The sequence below is a fragment of the Chryseobacterium sp. c4a genome (genome assembly GCF_009900745.1).
Lineage (GTDB): Bacteria > Bacteroidota > Bacteroidia > Flavobacteriales > Weeksellaceae > Chryseobacterium.
Window position 1 is genome coordinate 184,471 of record NZ_WXVU01000010.1, and the last position, 16,175, is coordinate 200,645.

General features: G+C 35.7%; 11 protein-coding genes and 2 rRNA genes. 1 reads left to right on the forward strand and 12 read right to left on the reverse strand.

The window, feature by feature from the left end; translation table 11 throughout:
• Positions 1-46: 46 nt before the first annotated feature.
• The gene (locus GTR01_RS14395; RefSeq protein WP_160138510.1) at positions 47-2,665 is read left to right on the forward strand and encodes a T9SS type A sorting domain-containing protein; all 2,619 of its coding nucleotides are present in this window, start codon (positions 47-49) and stop codon (positions 2,663-2,665) included.
• 65 nt (positions 2,666-2,730) lie between these two features.
• Here GTR01_RS14395 and GTR01_RS14400 read toward each other — a convergent pair whose 3' ends face one another.
• From GTR01_RS14400 to GTR01_RS14455, 12 genes are all read right to left on the reverse strand, one after another.
• Positions 2,731-3,192, reverse strand: a complete 462-nt coding sequence (locus GTR01_RS14400; protein WP_160138511.1) for a hypothetical protein — start codon at positions 3,190-3,192, stop codon at positions 2,731-2,733.
• A gap of 40 nt (positions 3,193-3,232) precedes the next feature.
• A complete protein-coding gene (locus GTR01_RS14405) occupies positions 3,233-3,760 on the reverse strand; it encodes an STM3941 family protein (RefSeq protein ID WP_160138512.1) in 528 nt (175 codons plus the stop codon).
• Between the two features lie 78 nt (positions 3,761-3,838).
• Positions 3,839-4,324: a hypothetical protein gene (locus GTR01_RS14410; RefSeq protein ID WP_160138513.1), complete on the reverse strand. Its 486-nt coding sequence runs from the start codon at positions 4,322-4,324 to the stop codon at positions 3,839-3,841.
• A 60-nt stretch (positions 4,325-4,384) separates the two neighbouring features.
• A complete protein-coding gene (locus GTR01_RS14415; RefSeq protein WP_160138514.1) occupies positions 4,385-6,100 on the reverse strand; it encodes an ATP-binding protein in 1,716 nt (571 codons plus the stop codon).
• An 89-nt stretch (positions 6,101-6,189) separates the two neighbouring features.
• On the reverse strand, positions 6,190-7,299 hold the full coding sequence (locus GTR01_RS14420) for a sensor protein KdpD (protein WP_160138515.1): 1,110 nt from the start codon (positions 7,297-7,299) through the stop codon (positions 6,190-6,192).
• A 227-nt stretch (positions 7,300-7,526) separates the two neighbouring features.
• Positions 7,527-8,585, reverse strand: coding sequence for a porin (locus GTR01_RS14425; protein ID WP_160138521.1), 1,059 nt, complete (start codon positions 8,583-8,585; stop codon positions 7,527-7,529).
• Positions 8,586-8,672: 87 nt separating this feature from the next.
• Complete coding sequence (kdpC, locus tag GTR01_RS14430) at positions 8,673-9,230, reverse strand: K(+)-transporting ATPase subunit C (RefSeq protein ID WP_160138516.1); 558 nt, start codon at positions 9,228-9,230, stop codon at positions 8,673-8,675.
• A gap of 12 nt (positions 9,231-9,242) precedes the next feature.
• A complete protein-coding gene (gene kdpB / locus GTR01_RS14435; RefSeq protein WP_160138517.1) occupies positions 9,243-11,282 on the reverse strand; it encodes a potassium-transporting ATPase subunit KdpB in 2,040 nt (679 codons plus the stop codon).
• A gap of 176 nt (positions 11,283-11,458) precedes the next feature.
• Positions 11,459-13,153 carry a potassium-transporting ATPase subunit KdpA gene (kdpA, locus tag GTR01_RS14440; protein ID WP_160138518.1) on the reverse strand — a complete coding sequence of 565 codons (1,695 nt, stop codon included), beginning with the start codon at positions 13,151-13,153 and terminating at the stop codon, positions 11,459-11,461.
• A gap of 436 nt (positions 13,154-13,589) precedes the next feature.
• The gene (locus GTR01_RS14445; protein WP_160138519.1) at positions 13,590-14,915 is read right to left on the reverse strand and encodes a sigma-54-dependent transcriptional regulator; all 1,326 of its coding nucleotides are present in this window, start codon (positions 14,913-14,915) and stop codon (positions 13,590-13,592) included.
• A gap of 824 nt (positions 14,916-15,739) precedes the next feature.
• Positions 15,740-15,847: ribosomal RNA gene (gene rrf, locus GTR01_RS14450) — 5S ribosomal RNA — on the reverse strand.
• Between the two features lie 173 nt (positions 15,848-16,020).
• Positions 16,021-16,175: ribosomal RNA gene (locus GTR01_RS14455) — 23S ribosomal RNA — on the reverse strand; the annotation flags it as partial.

The window sequence follows — 16,175 nt, forward strand, 5'->3', positions numbered from 1 at the left end:
ATGAGTAAATTATTCATACATTTACATTAACCAACATCACTAAACCATGAAAAATATTTATTTTTTTGTGCTCTTACTAGCACAAGCATCTGCTACTGCGCAAATCATTAATTTTCCCGATCCTGCATTCAAAGCAAAACTCGTCTCAGCAACTCCGGCAAATTATGTTGCTTATAATCTCAATGGATCATCAACTGCCATAGATACCAACAACGACGGAGAAATTCAGGTAAGCGAGGCTCAAAACATCTCAAAGCTATCATTTAGTAGCACTTCTATTACTGATATTACGGGAATACAGAGCTTTACCAACCTTACCTCTCTTAATGCATCAGGAAATCCATTGCTTACAACAGTAAATGTGAGTAATATGACCAATCTAAAAGAGGTAGCTCTTTTCACCAATGCCTTAAATGCAATCAATACACAAGGATGTAACCAACTTGAAAGCTTCTCTTTTAGTGGCAATAGTGGTTCTATTTCGAATCTTAGTTTTTTACAAAACCCTTCTTTGAAAAAGCTTGTCATGATGAAAAATACACAATTGGCCAGCGCAGATCTTTCTCATCTTACAGGATTGGAAGATCTTTTTATTGGGGAAAGTACTAACCTGAGCTTTACAAGTCTAGACTTATCCAACAACATCAATCTGAAGAAAATCCATATTGACAAACCTAACCTTACATCTCTTACTTTCAACACATTAAGTCTACTTGAAGATATCACAATCAACAGAACACAAATACCTTCTCTGGATCTTACCAATATCCCCAAACTTAGTGATCTTACTCTCGAAAAAAATTCATTACTGAATACACTCATGATTCAGAATAATACCAATCTGGAATATGTTCGTATTCAAAATTCACCATTACTTTCTTCTATAAGTGTTCAGGATAAACCAAAATTACTGGGATTAACCTTATCCAGCACAGGTGTATCCTCGTTAAATCTTACGGGATCACCTAAAATATTCAGTGTATCATTGGGAGGTAATAAAATTACGTCTCTCGATGTTTCATCGGTTACAGGTCTTATATTTCTCTCATTGGGTGAAGATTTCCTTACCAGCATTGATGTAAGCCAAAATACAAACTTAAGCTCTCTGAGTGTAGCCGGTAATGCTATTACGACTGTGAATGTTAAAAATGGAAAACCCAATCTGGACTTCACTGCAAGTCCGAAATCATTAACTCCAAATCTGGCTTATGTATGTTGTGATACCAATAAAATAAATAAATTTTCCAACATGTTACTTGCTTATGGACAGAATAATGTGGTAATTAACGACTATTGTTCTTTTGCTCCGGGAGGAATCAACTATGCTGTTAAGGGAAGTACCAAATATGACAGCAACAATAACGGTTGTGATATAAATGACCTGAATAAAGCATCTCAGAAATTTAATATCAGCAACGGAAGTATTTCCGGAAGCAGCATTGGAAATTCTTCAGGAAACTACCTTATACCATTACAGGCAGGGACTCATACCATTACTCCTGTTGTAGAAAATCCTTCTTATTTCACCATCACTCCTTCATCTGTAAATGTAACATTTCCTAATCAGGCAAGCCCGTTGATACAAGATTTCTGCTATACAGCCAATGGAACTCACAATGATCTGGAAGTTGTGGTCATTCCTGTAGAAGCTGCAGTTCCCGGGTTTGATACCCAATATAAAATTGTTTATAAAAATAAGGGAACAGAGCCACAATCCGGGAATATTGATTTTAGTTTTAATAACAGCCTGATGATCTATCAAACTGCAACAGTAGCTCCCAGCACCCAATCAGGTGGAGCAATCGGCTGGAATTTCACCAATCTTTTACCTTTTGAAACAAAACAAATCACAGTTACTTTAAAATTAAATACCCCAACACAGACTCCTGCTCTTAATAGTGGTGATATTCTGCATTATACTGCACAGATAAGTGGGGCAACAGATGAAACCCCAGCTGATAACAATTTTACGCTCAATCAAACCGTTGTCAATTCTTTTGATCCTAATGATAAAACATGTCTGGAAGGGGCTACTATTGTACAGTCTAAAGTAGGAGATTACGTACATTACCTGATCAGATTTGAAAACACCGGAACAGCCAATGCCCGAAATATTGTAGTAAAAGATAAGATAGACACCACAAAATTTGATATCTCTTCCCTGGTAGCATTAAATGGAAGTCATGATTTTGTAACCAGAATTACTCAACCTAACATTGCCGAGTTTATTTTTGAAAATATTCAGCTTCCTTCTGATGATGCTAATAATGACGGATATGTGTCATTTAAAATTAAAACCAAATCTACTCTGACTCTTGGCGATAGTTTCAGTAATACGGCAAATATTTACTTTGATTATAATCACCCGATCATTACCAATACTTTCACTACAAGTGTTCAGAATAAAGAAATTCTCGCAACATCTGAAACGAATGGAAAAATCGATCAGTTCATCATCTATCCAAATCCGGTAAAAGATATTCTCAACATAAAAACTAAAGAGACCATCAACAAAATCGAAATTTATGATCTGGCAGGAAGAATTATTAATTCTAAAAATGTAAAAGAAAACTCGGTGAATGTTTCTGATCTGATAAAAGGAAGCTATCTGATTAAGCTATTCTTAAAAGATAAAGTTTTTGTACAGAAATTCATTAAAAAATAGCCTTATAAAACAACTCTATAATAAAGGCTGCGAATAGTTCGCAGCCTTTATATTTTGACGATATTCTATTTAAAAACTAGAATTGCATAACGATTATTCTTCACATCTTTAGGGCTTACCATTCTGAGATGTTCTTTATTCTTAAAATAATCTACATAAGAATCTTTAGTAATGGTTTTTCCTTTCTCAGTCTCTTTATATCCTGAATCTAAAATTATTCTAACGTACTGATCGTATTCTTTTTTACTTGTAAATTCATATTCAATTCTGTCACCAGATTTGTCTTCATACTCAAACTTTCCGATCTTGGATTTGTAATCCGGAGCTTCATATTCAGCCAATACAAAACCTAATCCTTCTGTTTTGTCATAAAACTTATAGTTAAGGTTTTTCATTTCCTTTTTAAAATCACCCATTCCTAATTTATTGAATGATGCGAATTGCTCTAAGGTAAAAGCTTGAGCAGAAAGCGAAACGCTTGAAATTATACAGAATAATATAGTTAGTAAACTTATATTTTTTTTCATTTCGTTAATTTGTGGACAAATATAAAATAAAAACCATAGGCTAAAAGTTGACATTTTTATCCAACAAACTATATGGCCTTATTCTACTATTCAACAGCTCCAGTAAAACCTTTGCTTTCACATTCAGGATATCAGTCTGAATACTGTAACGAATTCCTTCTAACTGAGGAAATACTGCTGAAGAAACCTTATCTATGACATTTGGGTTTTCCTTCGGCTTCTTCATGATAACACAAATGTATTCTGAGGTTTTAATCCCATGATGCCGCATATCTGATATAAAAAATAAAGCTACATCATCAAAACGGATGAATGTAGGCTTTCTTAATATACTATAAACAATAATCTGCTTATCAGTTACCGTCAGTAAAGGTTCGGTACGTACCAACAGCAGGATTGAATACAATATTCCAAAGGAAAAAAGAGTAATTCCAAGGGAAAGCATCACAATGATAATTAGATTTTTGTCTCCGAAATCAATATAAGAAAGACCTATCGTAAAAATACACGAAATGATAAGCAGTATCAGACTTTTAATCTTGCTGGAATAAAAATGATGCTCTTTCATATTATCTTGTATATCTTGGTAAAGTTCAAATATAGAAAACTTTAGACAATAGTGATCATAGATCAATAAGTAATATTTTTACTTCTCAACGTACACTTGTTTGTTCAAAGCTTTTTCAAAAAGTAAAATTTGTTCGCGGCTCAGATCATTCAAAGAAATTGTACGTTTTGCATTAAGCAGATGATTGGGATAGCAGATAAGTTCAAGAGAAGTTGCATTCATTTGAAACTCTCTGAGAACCGTTGGATTTTTTGTATTCCTTGTATCCATTTTAAATCTCAGATTAATGCAATTCTGCGGAAGAATATAAAAGCTCCGAGGGAACAAAAACATGGAGTTCTGATTCAAAAGAATATCAAAACTAGCCCATTGGAAGCTTTTTTTATATTGCAAACTCCCTTTTGTTACAGTACTTATAGTTCCGGTGATATTTTTTATCATTACCGCATCCGGTTGTTTATACTTTTCAATAATCTTCCCTTTCTGTATAAAAAAGAAAATTCCTGAGCCAATAAAAAATACGGGAACGGCTATAATAAAATAGAAAAAAAAATCTGTGGGCATTGAAAGTTTTAATAGAGAATAAATCGAATATTTTAGCGGTCAAATATATAACAATAATCCTTATAAAACCGGCAATCTGAAGAAGAAAGTACTTCCATTATTCAGAGCACTTTTTACTCCGATTTCACCATTTTGTTTCTCTATAAAATTCTTTGAGATCGCCAGCCCAAGACCTGTTCCATTCTGGTGTTCACCCGGAACCTGAAAGTAACGATCAAAGATCTGTCTGTGATACTTTTCATCAATTCCGCTTCCTGTATCTATAATATTGAACTGAATGAATGACTCTACTTTTTCCACCATAATCTGAATTTCTTCATCCTGAAAAGAATGTTTTACAGCATTGGTGAGGAAATTATTCATCACCCATACGGTTTTGTCAAAATCAGCCGCCACAAAATCAGTATCCATCAGCAAATATTCTGTACGAATGGAGATATTTTTCTGCTCGGCCAGCTTTTCAACGTTTTTCACAGCAGTTTGTACAATTTCCTTAGGCGAACATTTTTCAACTGTTAATCTGATATTCCCTGATTCCACCTGTGAAAGATTAAGGAGCTCACCTGTAATATCCAATAGGCGCTGCCCGTCTTCATTGATGCTTTTTAATAATTCCTGTTGTTGTTCATTCAGCTCACCAAACTTTTGGTTTCCAAGTAGCTGTACTCCCATTTTAATAGCAGAAATCGGCGTTTTCAGTTCATGGGAAATGGTAGCAATAAAATTGGTTTTAGCAAAATCCAATTCTTTGAAAGGCGTAATATTTCTTAATAAAATCACCTTACCAATATATTTCTTCTCCTTCTCCCCTGTTTTCACAATATTGATCGGAACAATATCCTGTTCAAAATAATTTTCTTTATTCTCACGAACAATTTTAATGGGTTCTTTTACCGGATGATCAATGTTTTTCAGCAGTTCCCGCATCAAATCGTTATTAATAGCCACTTCATGAGCCGTCTTACCTATAATTTCCTCTTTATGAAGATTCGTAATCTTCAATGCTTCATCGTTGATCATGTAGATAAAATGGTTTTCATCCAGACCAATCACTGCATCGTGCATATTGTTCACCAGTGTTTCGATCCGTTTTTTCTCCATCAGTTGTTTAGACAGATTACTGCTTTCATATTCCTGAAGCTTTTCTGCCATCACATTAAAAGAGTCTGCAAGACTGTTGAATTCTTCACTTCCTTTAAAATGAACTCTTTCATTATAATTCTTATCAGCAATCTGCCGGATACTGAACGTAAGCTGATTAATAGGCTCAGCAATCGTTTGTGGCAGATTGAAAAGTAAAATAAAGGCAATCAGAAAACAGACCGTTCCAAGACTTACGATCCAGAAGGTTGCATTTCCTGCCGTAATGATCGCAATATCGCTCTTCCGTTCAATGCCTTTCATATTCAAAGACATAATCTTGGCAAGATCTTCCCGGATCAGCTTCTCCTTATTGAAGGTAGGTTCTTTTAAATAACTATTGAAATGCAGATTCAGATTCTGGGTAGCTTCCTTTTCTCCAAATTCTGTAAGGTTCTTCTCCTGAAGTCTGTTATTTTTCTGAAAATCTGCTACCGCAACGGCACTGTCTGTATCAATATGATCCAGCGCCAGAAGCATATTTTTAGAGAATTCAAGGCTGTTATAATTGGCCGTAAGAATCTTTTCAGTATCCGATTTCAGTTTATTTATATATATAGAACCTATCACTGAAAGCAGAACAATCAGTAAAAATAAAAGGCCAACGCCTAAGGTGAGTTTTGTTTTAAGTTTCATACGAAGAACTTATTGTTTTTTAAAAGACCTGTGCAATCGCGTCATCTTTATCTGTGTTTGTATTTCCAAATCATTGCGACTCATTACTTCTAAGATAAAATAATAATATCTATCTGTCTTTCATTCAGCCTGTTCATAAGACTATAAATCCAGCTGTATCCGAACAGACGCTGCCAAAGTTTTGCATGGGGTTTTCCGATACAGACCGTGGTGATATTATGGGCAATCACATATTCAAGAATTCCGTTGTGAACACTGCTTTCTTTTATTCTGACGACCTTTGCTCCCAATTCCTGTGCTAAATTAAAATTATTAATCAAATACCGCTGCTTGTCTAACGCTATTTTTTCAGGGGTTTCTGAAGGTTTTTGAATGTAGAGAACCGTCCATGGACTATTGTAATAACTGGCCAATCGGGCTGTTTTCCTGATGATAGTTTTTGCAATTTTCTCATTACTGCTGATACAGGCAAGGAATTTTATAGGCTTAAAATTCTCGGTCTTGATTTCAGTTTCCACCTTTCTTTCCACGTGGGTGGCTACTTCTTTTAAAGCCAGCTCACGAAGTTGCAGAATATGACCACTTTGGAAGAAATTACTAAGTGCCGTCTGAATTTTCTCTTTTTTATAGATCTTCCCTTCTTTCAATCGGGTGAGAAGCTCATCTGCAGTAAGATCTATATTAACAACTTCATCAGCAAGTGCCAGAATTTTATCCGGAACTCTTTCGGCGACTTCAACTCCGGTTATTTTTTTAACTTCTTCATTTAAGCTTTCAATATGCTGAATATTCATCGCACTGATGACATTGATCCCGCTATCCAGAATCTCCAACACATCCTGCCATCTTTTTTTATTTTTTGAACCTTCTACATTGGTATGAGCCAGTTCATCCACAAGTACCACTTCAGGATGTTCATTGATAATTGCCTGAAGATCCATTTCCTCCAGGTTTTTACCTTTATAAAAGACCGATTTTCTTTCTATTTCCGGAATTCCTTCCACAAGAGCTACCGTTTCTTCACGATCGTGAGTTTCTATATAACCGATCTTTACATCAATACCATTTCGTAAAAGAGCATGTGCTTCCTGTAGCATTCGGAAAGTTTTTCCGACACCTGCACTCATCCCGATATAAATTTTGAATTTCCCTTTCCGGGATTTCTGGATCAGTTCTAAAAAATGTTTCGCTGATGACATTGATGATTACTTTTCAGTATTATGTTATTATTATTTTTAAACACTTAGTCATTCTAAGTTACTACTAACTTCTTTATAAGATCACCTAAGTTATTTAAAATGCAAGAATTTCATCTTCTGTGTGCTTATAAAAGCAACTTTATCAAATTACTTAAGTGATCTAAAGTGTTTTACAATCTTTTATGACTTTTGTATTTTCTACGTTTTAGCTTTTAGCTCCATTTTGATTAAAACCAAACCGCTAAACTTGTTGTCACAAAGAAGTTCCCTTGTTTTAAGCCATCATTTTTCACAAAAATGGCATCCTTAGAAGTAAATCCTCTTGCTTCAGTACGGAAAACAACATTTTTGAAAACAGCATAATCTACATTCAATGAATATCCAAAGGTTTGAAAACCATTTGGAGTCCCGGTACTGATAATCACTCCATTTTTATCATTATAATATTCTAATCTGCCTGCTAGCGCCCATTTAGGATCAATCTGATATTTTGCCTGTATATTAGGACTATACCAGATATTGTACTGCTCACTTCCCTTTGATTTCTGTTCTGCTCCTATATCAAATCCCAATAATGCAGAAAACTGATCCGTCAACTGAAAACTTCCATACAAATCATGGAAATAGCGCATTCTTTTTTCATGCTTTGTTTTATCATTTCCAATAAATGAGCTGCTGTTTAGTGTAATTTTATCATTAGGTTTGTAAGTCACCTGATGTCCGAAAGAAATACTCTGATTGCCTTCCGGTTTAGCAATACGCTGCCAACCATTCAGAACCAATCCACTTAGAAACCATTTCCCGTTGTCTGAAGTATACGAAATTTTGGCTCCTGTTTCAAAGTAAGGCGAATTTTCTGCCGCAAAACTTCTTGTCAGATTGAGATTATCTTTCCCTATAGCGCTTTCCCAACCAATATGAGAAGGCATAATTCCCGCATCAATCCATAAGTTTTTATTTTTTGAAATTTTGATTCCTATGTTTGCTTCGTTGATGTACCGTAAAGCTCCTTGTTCTGCTGCCATATTATCCTGTGCGTAAGTTCCGCCCATTAAAGCGAGATTAGCTCTGAGATTTTCACTCTGATAATTGGCTTTTATAAGTCCCAGATTAAGATTCAATTCATTATGCCTGTTATAGCTGTATAAAAAATTTTGACGAAGATGATTTCCCGGTTCATTAAAATCATAGGTATAAAAAAGTTCTGCATACGCTGAAAATGTAAGTTTATTACCTGTTTTTATTGAATCTGATGATTGTGCCTTGGAAAAGAATGTTCCCAACATGGCACCTATAAATAGATATTTTTTCACGTTAATTTAGAGAATGGTAACCATATCAAGGTCTAAAACCTTGACATGGTTAATAGTTAGTTACTTTAATTGATCCAAAGCGATGTTAAGCTTTAAAACATTCACTTTCGATGGCCCGAATAGTCCTAAAAACGGGCTTTGAGTTTGATTTTTTATGAGTGTATTGATCTGTTCAACAGGAAGGCTTCTCATCTTAGCAATTCTCATGGCCTGATACAATGCTCCTTCTTCTGAAATATCAGGATCCAAACCACTTCCGCTCGCAGTCACCAATTCTACGGGTACTTTAGTATTTTCCATTTCAGGGTTTTGCAATTTCAATGTATCTATCCTTTTCTGAACCATTTCAAGATATTCTTTATTACTTGGCCCTTTATTACTTCCCCCACTTCCTGCTGCATTATAATTTACAGAAGAAGGACGGCCGTGAAAATACTTTTCAGATTTAAATTCCTGACCAATATTAGCATAGAACTTCTGCCCTTTATAATTTATGATCTCTGCATTTCCATGGGTAGGTAATACTTTTGAACCTCCATATACAATGATCAGATAGATTCCTACAACCATCAGCATGACAAGAGTTAATCTGAATGCTGAAACAATATGATTTTTCATTTTTTTTAATTTTTAATAGAATAAACTAATCAGGACATCAATGATCTTAATTCCGATGAATGGAACAATCACACCTCCTAAACCATAGATCAATAGGTTTCGTCTCAATAAAGCACTGGCACCAATCGGTTTGTAAGCCACTCCCTTTAAAGCTAATGGAATAAGGAAAGGAATAATCACTGCATTGAAAATAACCGCTGATAAGATGGCTGTTTCCGGGCTGTGAAGATTCATGATATTCAGCTTCTGAAGGGATGGAATAAAAGTGATAAACAGTGCCGGAATAATGGCAAAATACTTAGCAACGTCATTCGCAATACTAAACGTCGTCAATGTTCCACGAGTCATCAGCAGCTGTTTTCCAATTTCTACAATCTCAATCAGTTTGGTAGGGTCATTATCAAGATCTACCATATTTCCTGCTTCTTTCGCTGCCTGAGTACCACTGTTCATTGCTACCCCCACATCGGCCTGTGCCAATGCCGGAGCATCATTTGTACCATCTCCCATCATGGCGACCAGCTTTCCTTCTTGCTGTTCCTTTTTGATATAGTTCATTTTATCTTCAGGTTTGGCTTCAGCAATAAAATCGTCTACCCCGGCTTTTTCCGCAATGAACTTAGCTGTTAAAGGATTATCTCCGGTTACCATTACCGTTTTTACGCCCATTTTTCTCAGTCTTTGGAAACGTTCCTGGATGCCTGTTTTAATAATATCCTGAAGTTCGATAACTCCCCATACTTTTTCATTAACGACAACAACCAAAGGAGTTCCTCCATTTTCAGAAATTTTAGTAACAGCATCCTGGGTTTCCTGTGGGAAAAGATTCCCGGCTTTTTCAGTCAGTTTTTTTATAGTATCGTAAGCTCCTTTTCTGATTTTCGTCTCTTCAAAATCAATTCCTGAAGTTCTGGTCTCAGCAGTAAAGTCGATGTACGTAGGATTAGGAACCAGTAAATCTTCAGATTTCAGAGCACTTAGTTCAATGATAGATTTGCCTTCCGGAGTTTCATCAGCAACAGAACTCAATGCAGAAGCTTTAATAAAATCTTCGAGCTTAATTCCATTTGCAGGATGGAACTGAGTTGCCTTACGGTTTCCGATGGTGATTGTTCCGGTTTTATCAAGCAGTAATACATCAATATCCCCTGCTGTTTCTACAGCTTTTCCACTTTTTGTGATGACATTCGCTCTCAGCGCTCTATCCATTCCTGCAATTCCGATGGCAGAAAGCAGCCCACCAATTGTTGTCGGAATAAGACATACGAAAAGTGAAATAAATGCTGCGATGGTAATGGGAGTCTGTGCATAGTCTGCAAAAGGTTTCAAAGTGAGGGTTACAATGATAAAAGTTAGAGTAAACCCGGCTAATAATATAGTTAATGCGATTTCGTTTGGTGTTTTTTGTCTTGAAGCACCTTCCACAAGAGCAATCATTTTATCCAGGAAAGATTCTCCCGGTTTTGTGGTAACTTTTACTTTAATTCTGTCTGAAAGCACTTTGGTTCCTCCTGTTACCGAACTTTTATCTCCACCTGCTTCACGGATGACCGGTGCACTTTCTCCTGTAATAGCAGATTCATCAATGGTTGCTAATCCTTCGATGATCTCTCCATCCATCGGAATCTGATCTCCGGCTTCACAAAGAAAGATATCACCAAGCTTCATTTCGGCTGACATTTTTAAACTGGTTTCAACTTGAAATCCTGGTTTATTATCTATAACTAATTTAGCAGGAGTTTCTTCTCGGGTTTTTCTCAAAGTATCAGCCTGTGCTTTTCCTCTGGCTTCCGCAATGGCTTCCGCAAAATTGGCAAACAGCACTGTAAAGAACAGGATAATGAATACTAAGAAATTATAAGAGAAGCTTCCCTGTGTTTTATCACCAGCTAAACTGAACATGCTTACGATAAACATGACCACTGTTCCGATCTCCACCAGGAACATCACTGGATTTTTAAACATAATTTTCGGATTCAGTTTTACAAAAGACTGTTTAATCGCTTCGTTTACCAAATCTCTTTGAAACAATGTTTGTGATTGATTTTTCATTTTCTTGAAAGAGTTTATATCATTAAATCAATAATAACCATCAAGGTAAACCAGTTATAAGGAATAGGAATGGATAATATTATGTAGTGAACGTTTCGGTAAGTTTTAGACTAGTTCCCTAAACTATTCAGCTTCCTTAATGGTTGAATATTGATTTTAATTTTTAATGTTCAAATTTATTTAGAGAAATACTGTATCTGCTCTGCAATAGGCCCCAAAGTAAGTGCCGGGAAGAATGATAAGGCAGCAATAAGTAAGATGACCGCTAATGTCATGAAACCAAAGGTCGCCGTATCTGTCTTCAAAGTACCTGAGCTTTCCGGGATAAACTTTTTCTGAGCTAATAGACCTGCAATAGCTACAGGGCCTATGATTGGGATAAACCTTGATAATAGCAGTACAATTCCTGTTGAAATATTCCACCATGGTGTATTATCACCTAATCCTTCAAATCCTGACCCGTTATTCGCCGATGAAGAAGTAAATTCGTACAGCATTTCACTGAATCCATGAAATCCCGGATTATTTAAGGTTTTGGCTCCAAATTCAGGCAGATAAGCCGTTAAAGCAGTTCCTACAAGAATTAAAAATGGATGGAATAAGGCTACAATCATAGCAATTTTCATTTCCTTGGCTTCGATCTTTTTCCCCATGAATTCTGGCGTTCTTCCTACCATCAATCCACTGATGAATACAGCGAGAATGATGAAGATAAAATAGTTCAGAATTCCTACTCCACAACCGCCATAGAAACAGTTGATCATCATCGCAAGAAGTTCATTCATCCCTGAAAGAGGCATAGTGCTGTCATGCATTGAGTTCACTGAACCTGTAGAAATCACTGTTGTAGCAATACTCCAATACCCTGATGCAGCGCTTCCAAAACGGATTTCTTTACCTTCCATCGCCCCAAGACTGCTATCCGCACCCATTTTTGTAATCAAAGGGTTACCACCTGTTTCGTTGACAATATTAGGAACGGCAAGAGCAAGAAAACCTACCGTCATTACTGTAAAAATTACCCATGACAGTTTTCTTTTATTTAAATAGAAGCCTAACGCAAAAACCAATGCAAAAGGAATGATCATCTGAGTGACCATCTCTGTCATATTCGTTGTATAATTAGGGTTTTCAAGAGGATGGGCAGAATTGGCTCCAAAGAAACCACCACCATTGGTTCCCAAGTGTTTGATTGCTACAAACGCAGCAACCGGGCCTCTGGAAACATCTGCTTTTTGTCCTTCCAATGTTGTAATATGGTCTTTTCCTTCAAAAGTCATCGGACTTCCGTTGATAGAAAGAATTAAAGCTACTATTACACTGATTGGAAGTAAAATTCTAATCATTGATTTGGTGAAGTAATCATAAAAATTTCCCAGTTCTGTAGCTGTTTTTTCTTTAAAAGCTTTAAACAGAACAGCCATCGCAGCCATTCCTGTTGCAGCTGTTACAAACTGTAAAAACATCAGATAAAGCTGGCTCAGATAGCTTACTCCCGTTTCTCCTGAATAATGCTGTAAGTTACAGTTCACTAAAAACGAAATGGTTGTATTGAAAGCCAGATCAGGAGACATATTGGGATTTCCATCAGGATTCAGAGGCAGCCAGGCCTGAGTCAGAAGAAGGATAAAACCTATAATAAACCAAACCAGATTAATCGCCAGCATCGCATACATATTCTGTTTCCAGTTCATCTGACGGTTGGGATTGATACCCGATATTTTATAAATTAACTTTTCAATGGGGCTAAAAAGCGGATCAAGAAAAGTTTTTTTGTATCCATAGACATTAGCTATATATTTACCTAAAAATATTCCGATAACTAATGTGATAGCAAACATGGCTATAATGCCTAAAATTTCTGTATTCATGATCTCTAAAATTTTTCAGGTTTCATTAAAACATAACAGATGTACACAAAGGCAAGTATTGAAAGGAAAAATAAACTCCACATAATTTTATATTCTATCAAAAAATTCAACTGATTTATATAAAAGCCAAAACAATACTGCGAAGAGCAGAATTAAACTTATAAGCATCATATCTTTATTATTAATGTTAAGAGAGTAAACAATACGTACGATACAATCAGCAAACTAAAAGTAGAATGCTCCCGTTTTTTAAACGTTTTTCTTGAAATTGTCATTTTTAAATATTTTATTCAATGACTATATGCCAAAAGAAAGTCCAATCATGAAACAAATAGAATAAAACACTGTATAACATAAAGTTACAATAAAAACACAAATGAATAAAAACAAAAAAACCTATCAAAATGATAGGCTCTTTATTAAAATGATAAAATGTTTATTTTAATCCGTATTCTTCGAGTTTACGATATAGCGTAGCAATTCCAATTTCCAGGAGTCTGGCGGCTTCTGCCTTATTTCCCTTTGTGTACTGCAATACTTTTTGGATATGAATTTTTTCAAGGGAGCGCATGCTTAGCGAGTCACTTTCCTGAACCGCTTTTTCTGAATAATGTGGTAGGCTTTCTGCATCCAGAATATTATCATTCATTAAGATAAGGCTTCGTTCAATAGCATTTCTCAATTCTCTGATATTTCCTTTCCAGTCATTCTTCTCCAGCATCTTGTAATAATCCGGACTTACCTGAATAGATGACAAATGCAATTTATGAGAGAATAGATCAATAAAATTCTTAGTAAGCATTTTGAGATCCTCTTTTCTTTCCCTTAAAGACGGAAGTGTAATTTCAAAAACATTCAATCTAAAATACAGATCTTCTCTGAAATTTCCTTGTCTTATCTCTTCTTCCAGGTTTCTATTGGTAGCGGCAATTAGCCTAAAATCAGATTTAGAAACTTTGGTTTCACCCATTTTGATAAATTCTCCGGTTTCCAAAACCCTAAGCAACTTTGCTTGAAGCTCAATAGGCATTTCTCCAATTTCATCTAAGAATAAAGTTCCGCTATTGGCTTCTTCAATCAGCCCTTTCTTATCCTTCAATGCTCCTGTAAAAGCTCCTTGCTTATGTCCGAAAAGTTCACTCTCCAGAATCTCTTTACTAAAAGCAGAGCAATTAATCGCTACAAAATTATTCTTCTTTCGCTCACTCCCTTCATGAATGGCATTGGCAAAGACTTCTTTTCCTGTACCTGTTTCTCCCGTTAAAAGTACAGCAGCATCAGTAAGTGCTACTTTTTCCGCTAATTTCTTAGCGTGCAAAATTAATGGAGAATTTCCAATAATACGCTCAAAACCTTTTAATAGATTGGTTGGCTGAACTATTCTTGTTTTATTATCCTTTACCTTATCAAGAGCTTTATATACCAAAGGAATAATCTTTTCATTATCATCCCCTTTTACCAGATAATCATACGCTCCATTCTTCATGGCCTGTACAGCATCGGTTATATTTCCGAAAGCAGTCATCAGGATAATTTCCAGATGTGGATATTTTGTTTTAATAGACCTTACCAGCTCTACCCCAAAAGCATCAGGGAGCCGGACATCGCTCAAAACAACATCAAAATCATATTGCTCCAACATTGTCATAGCAGATCGTGCAGTGGAAGCTTCTTTTACATTAAAATTCTCTTGGGAAAGGATCATTCCTAATAACTTAAGGAGCTTGATCTCATCATCGATGATCAGAATGTTTCCTGACATTATAATTCTTTTTGGAAAACTGATACAAACTTATTGATTTTATTCGAGGAAATCATTGAATGGGGAGAAAATAGTTAAAAAATGAATGCCTACGCAATAATGGATATCCATTTATTTATGAGTAATGGATAATCAGTAATGAGTAATGGATCACAACAATAATCAATTACAAACTTCAAAAAGGATATTTCATTTTTTTAGTATAGCATGGTAGTAGTAATAAAGTAGCATTATCCACCATTTTTGTCATCCCGCAAGGATCTAGGCAACATTAGCCTTGGCTGGTATATTTCTACAGTGTTCACTCGATTCAATAGAAGTGGGCTTTAGCCCGCTTTATCATTCACAAAAAATCCAATGGCTTTAGCCACAACCTATAATACAAAGAATGAAAGAATGAAAGAATGAATAGAGCTTAGTAAGCATCATTCACTGATGATATAAAAAAGAACTGTCTAAAATAAGAAGTATTCCTGCTTATCAACTCTCTTTATTATCCCGCAGGAATCTCGACAATGTTAGCCCTGGCTGGTATATTTCTACAGTGTTCTCTCGATTCAATAGAAGTGGGCTTTAGCCCACTTTATCATTCACAAGCAATCCAATGGCTTTAGCCAAAACCTATAATACAAAGAAAGAATAGAGCTTAGTAAATACTATTCACTGATTTCCATACTCCTGTTGAGATCATTACAGGATAACAAGATACGGGGAATAACGATAATAGAATAATGATAAGGAATAGATGGTGATGTACTCCTTGGGTATAAAGCAAAAAAAAAATCCTCTATCTTTCGATAAAGGATTTTTAAAAATAAAATAAAAACTGGCGGCGGCCTACTCTCCCGCGTTAGCAGTACCATCGGCGCTGGTGGGCTTAACTTCTGTGTTCGGAATGGGAACAGGTGAGCCCCACCGCTAAAACCACCCTAAAGGTTGTATATAGCATCTGGCTATTTGCTGCTAGCTTTTGGCTCTTTTGCCAATCGCTAACTGCTTTATGCCAATTGCGTTTTAAGCGATAAAAACTTTCACAAAGACAAAACCTTTACTGCGCATAAAGTACTTGTCTATTTATATTATAATTTTAGATATAGCAACCATAGGCTATAAATCTACGGGTAATTAGTACTACTTGGCTATGACATTACTGTCTTTACACCTATAGCCTATCAACGTCGTCATCTACAACGACCCTTAAAAGATGTCTCATCTTGAGGCGAGTTTCGCACTTATATGCTTTCAGTGCTTATCTCTTCC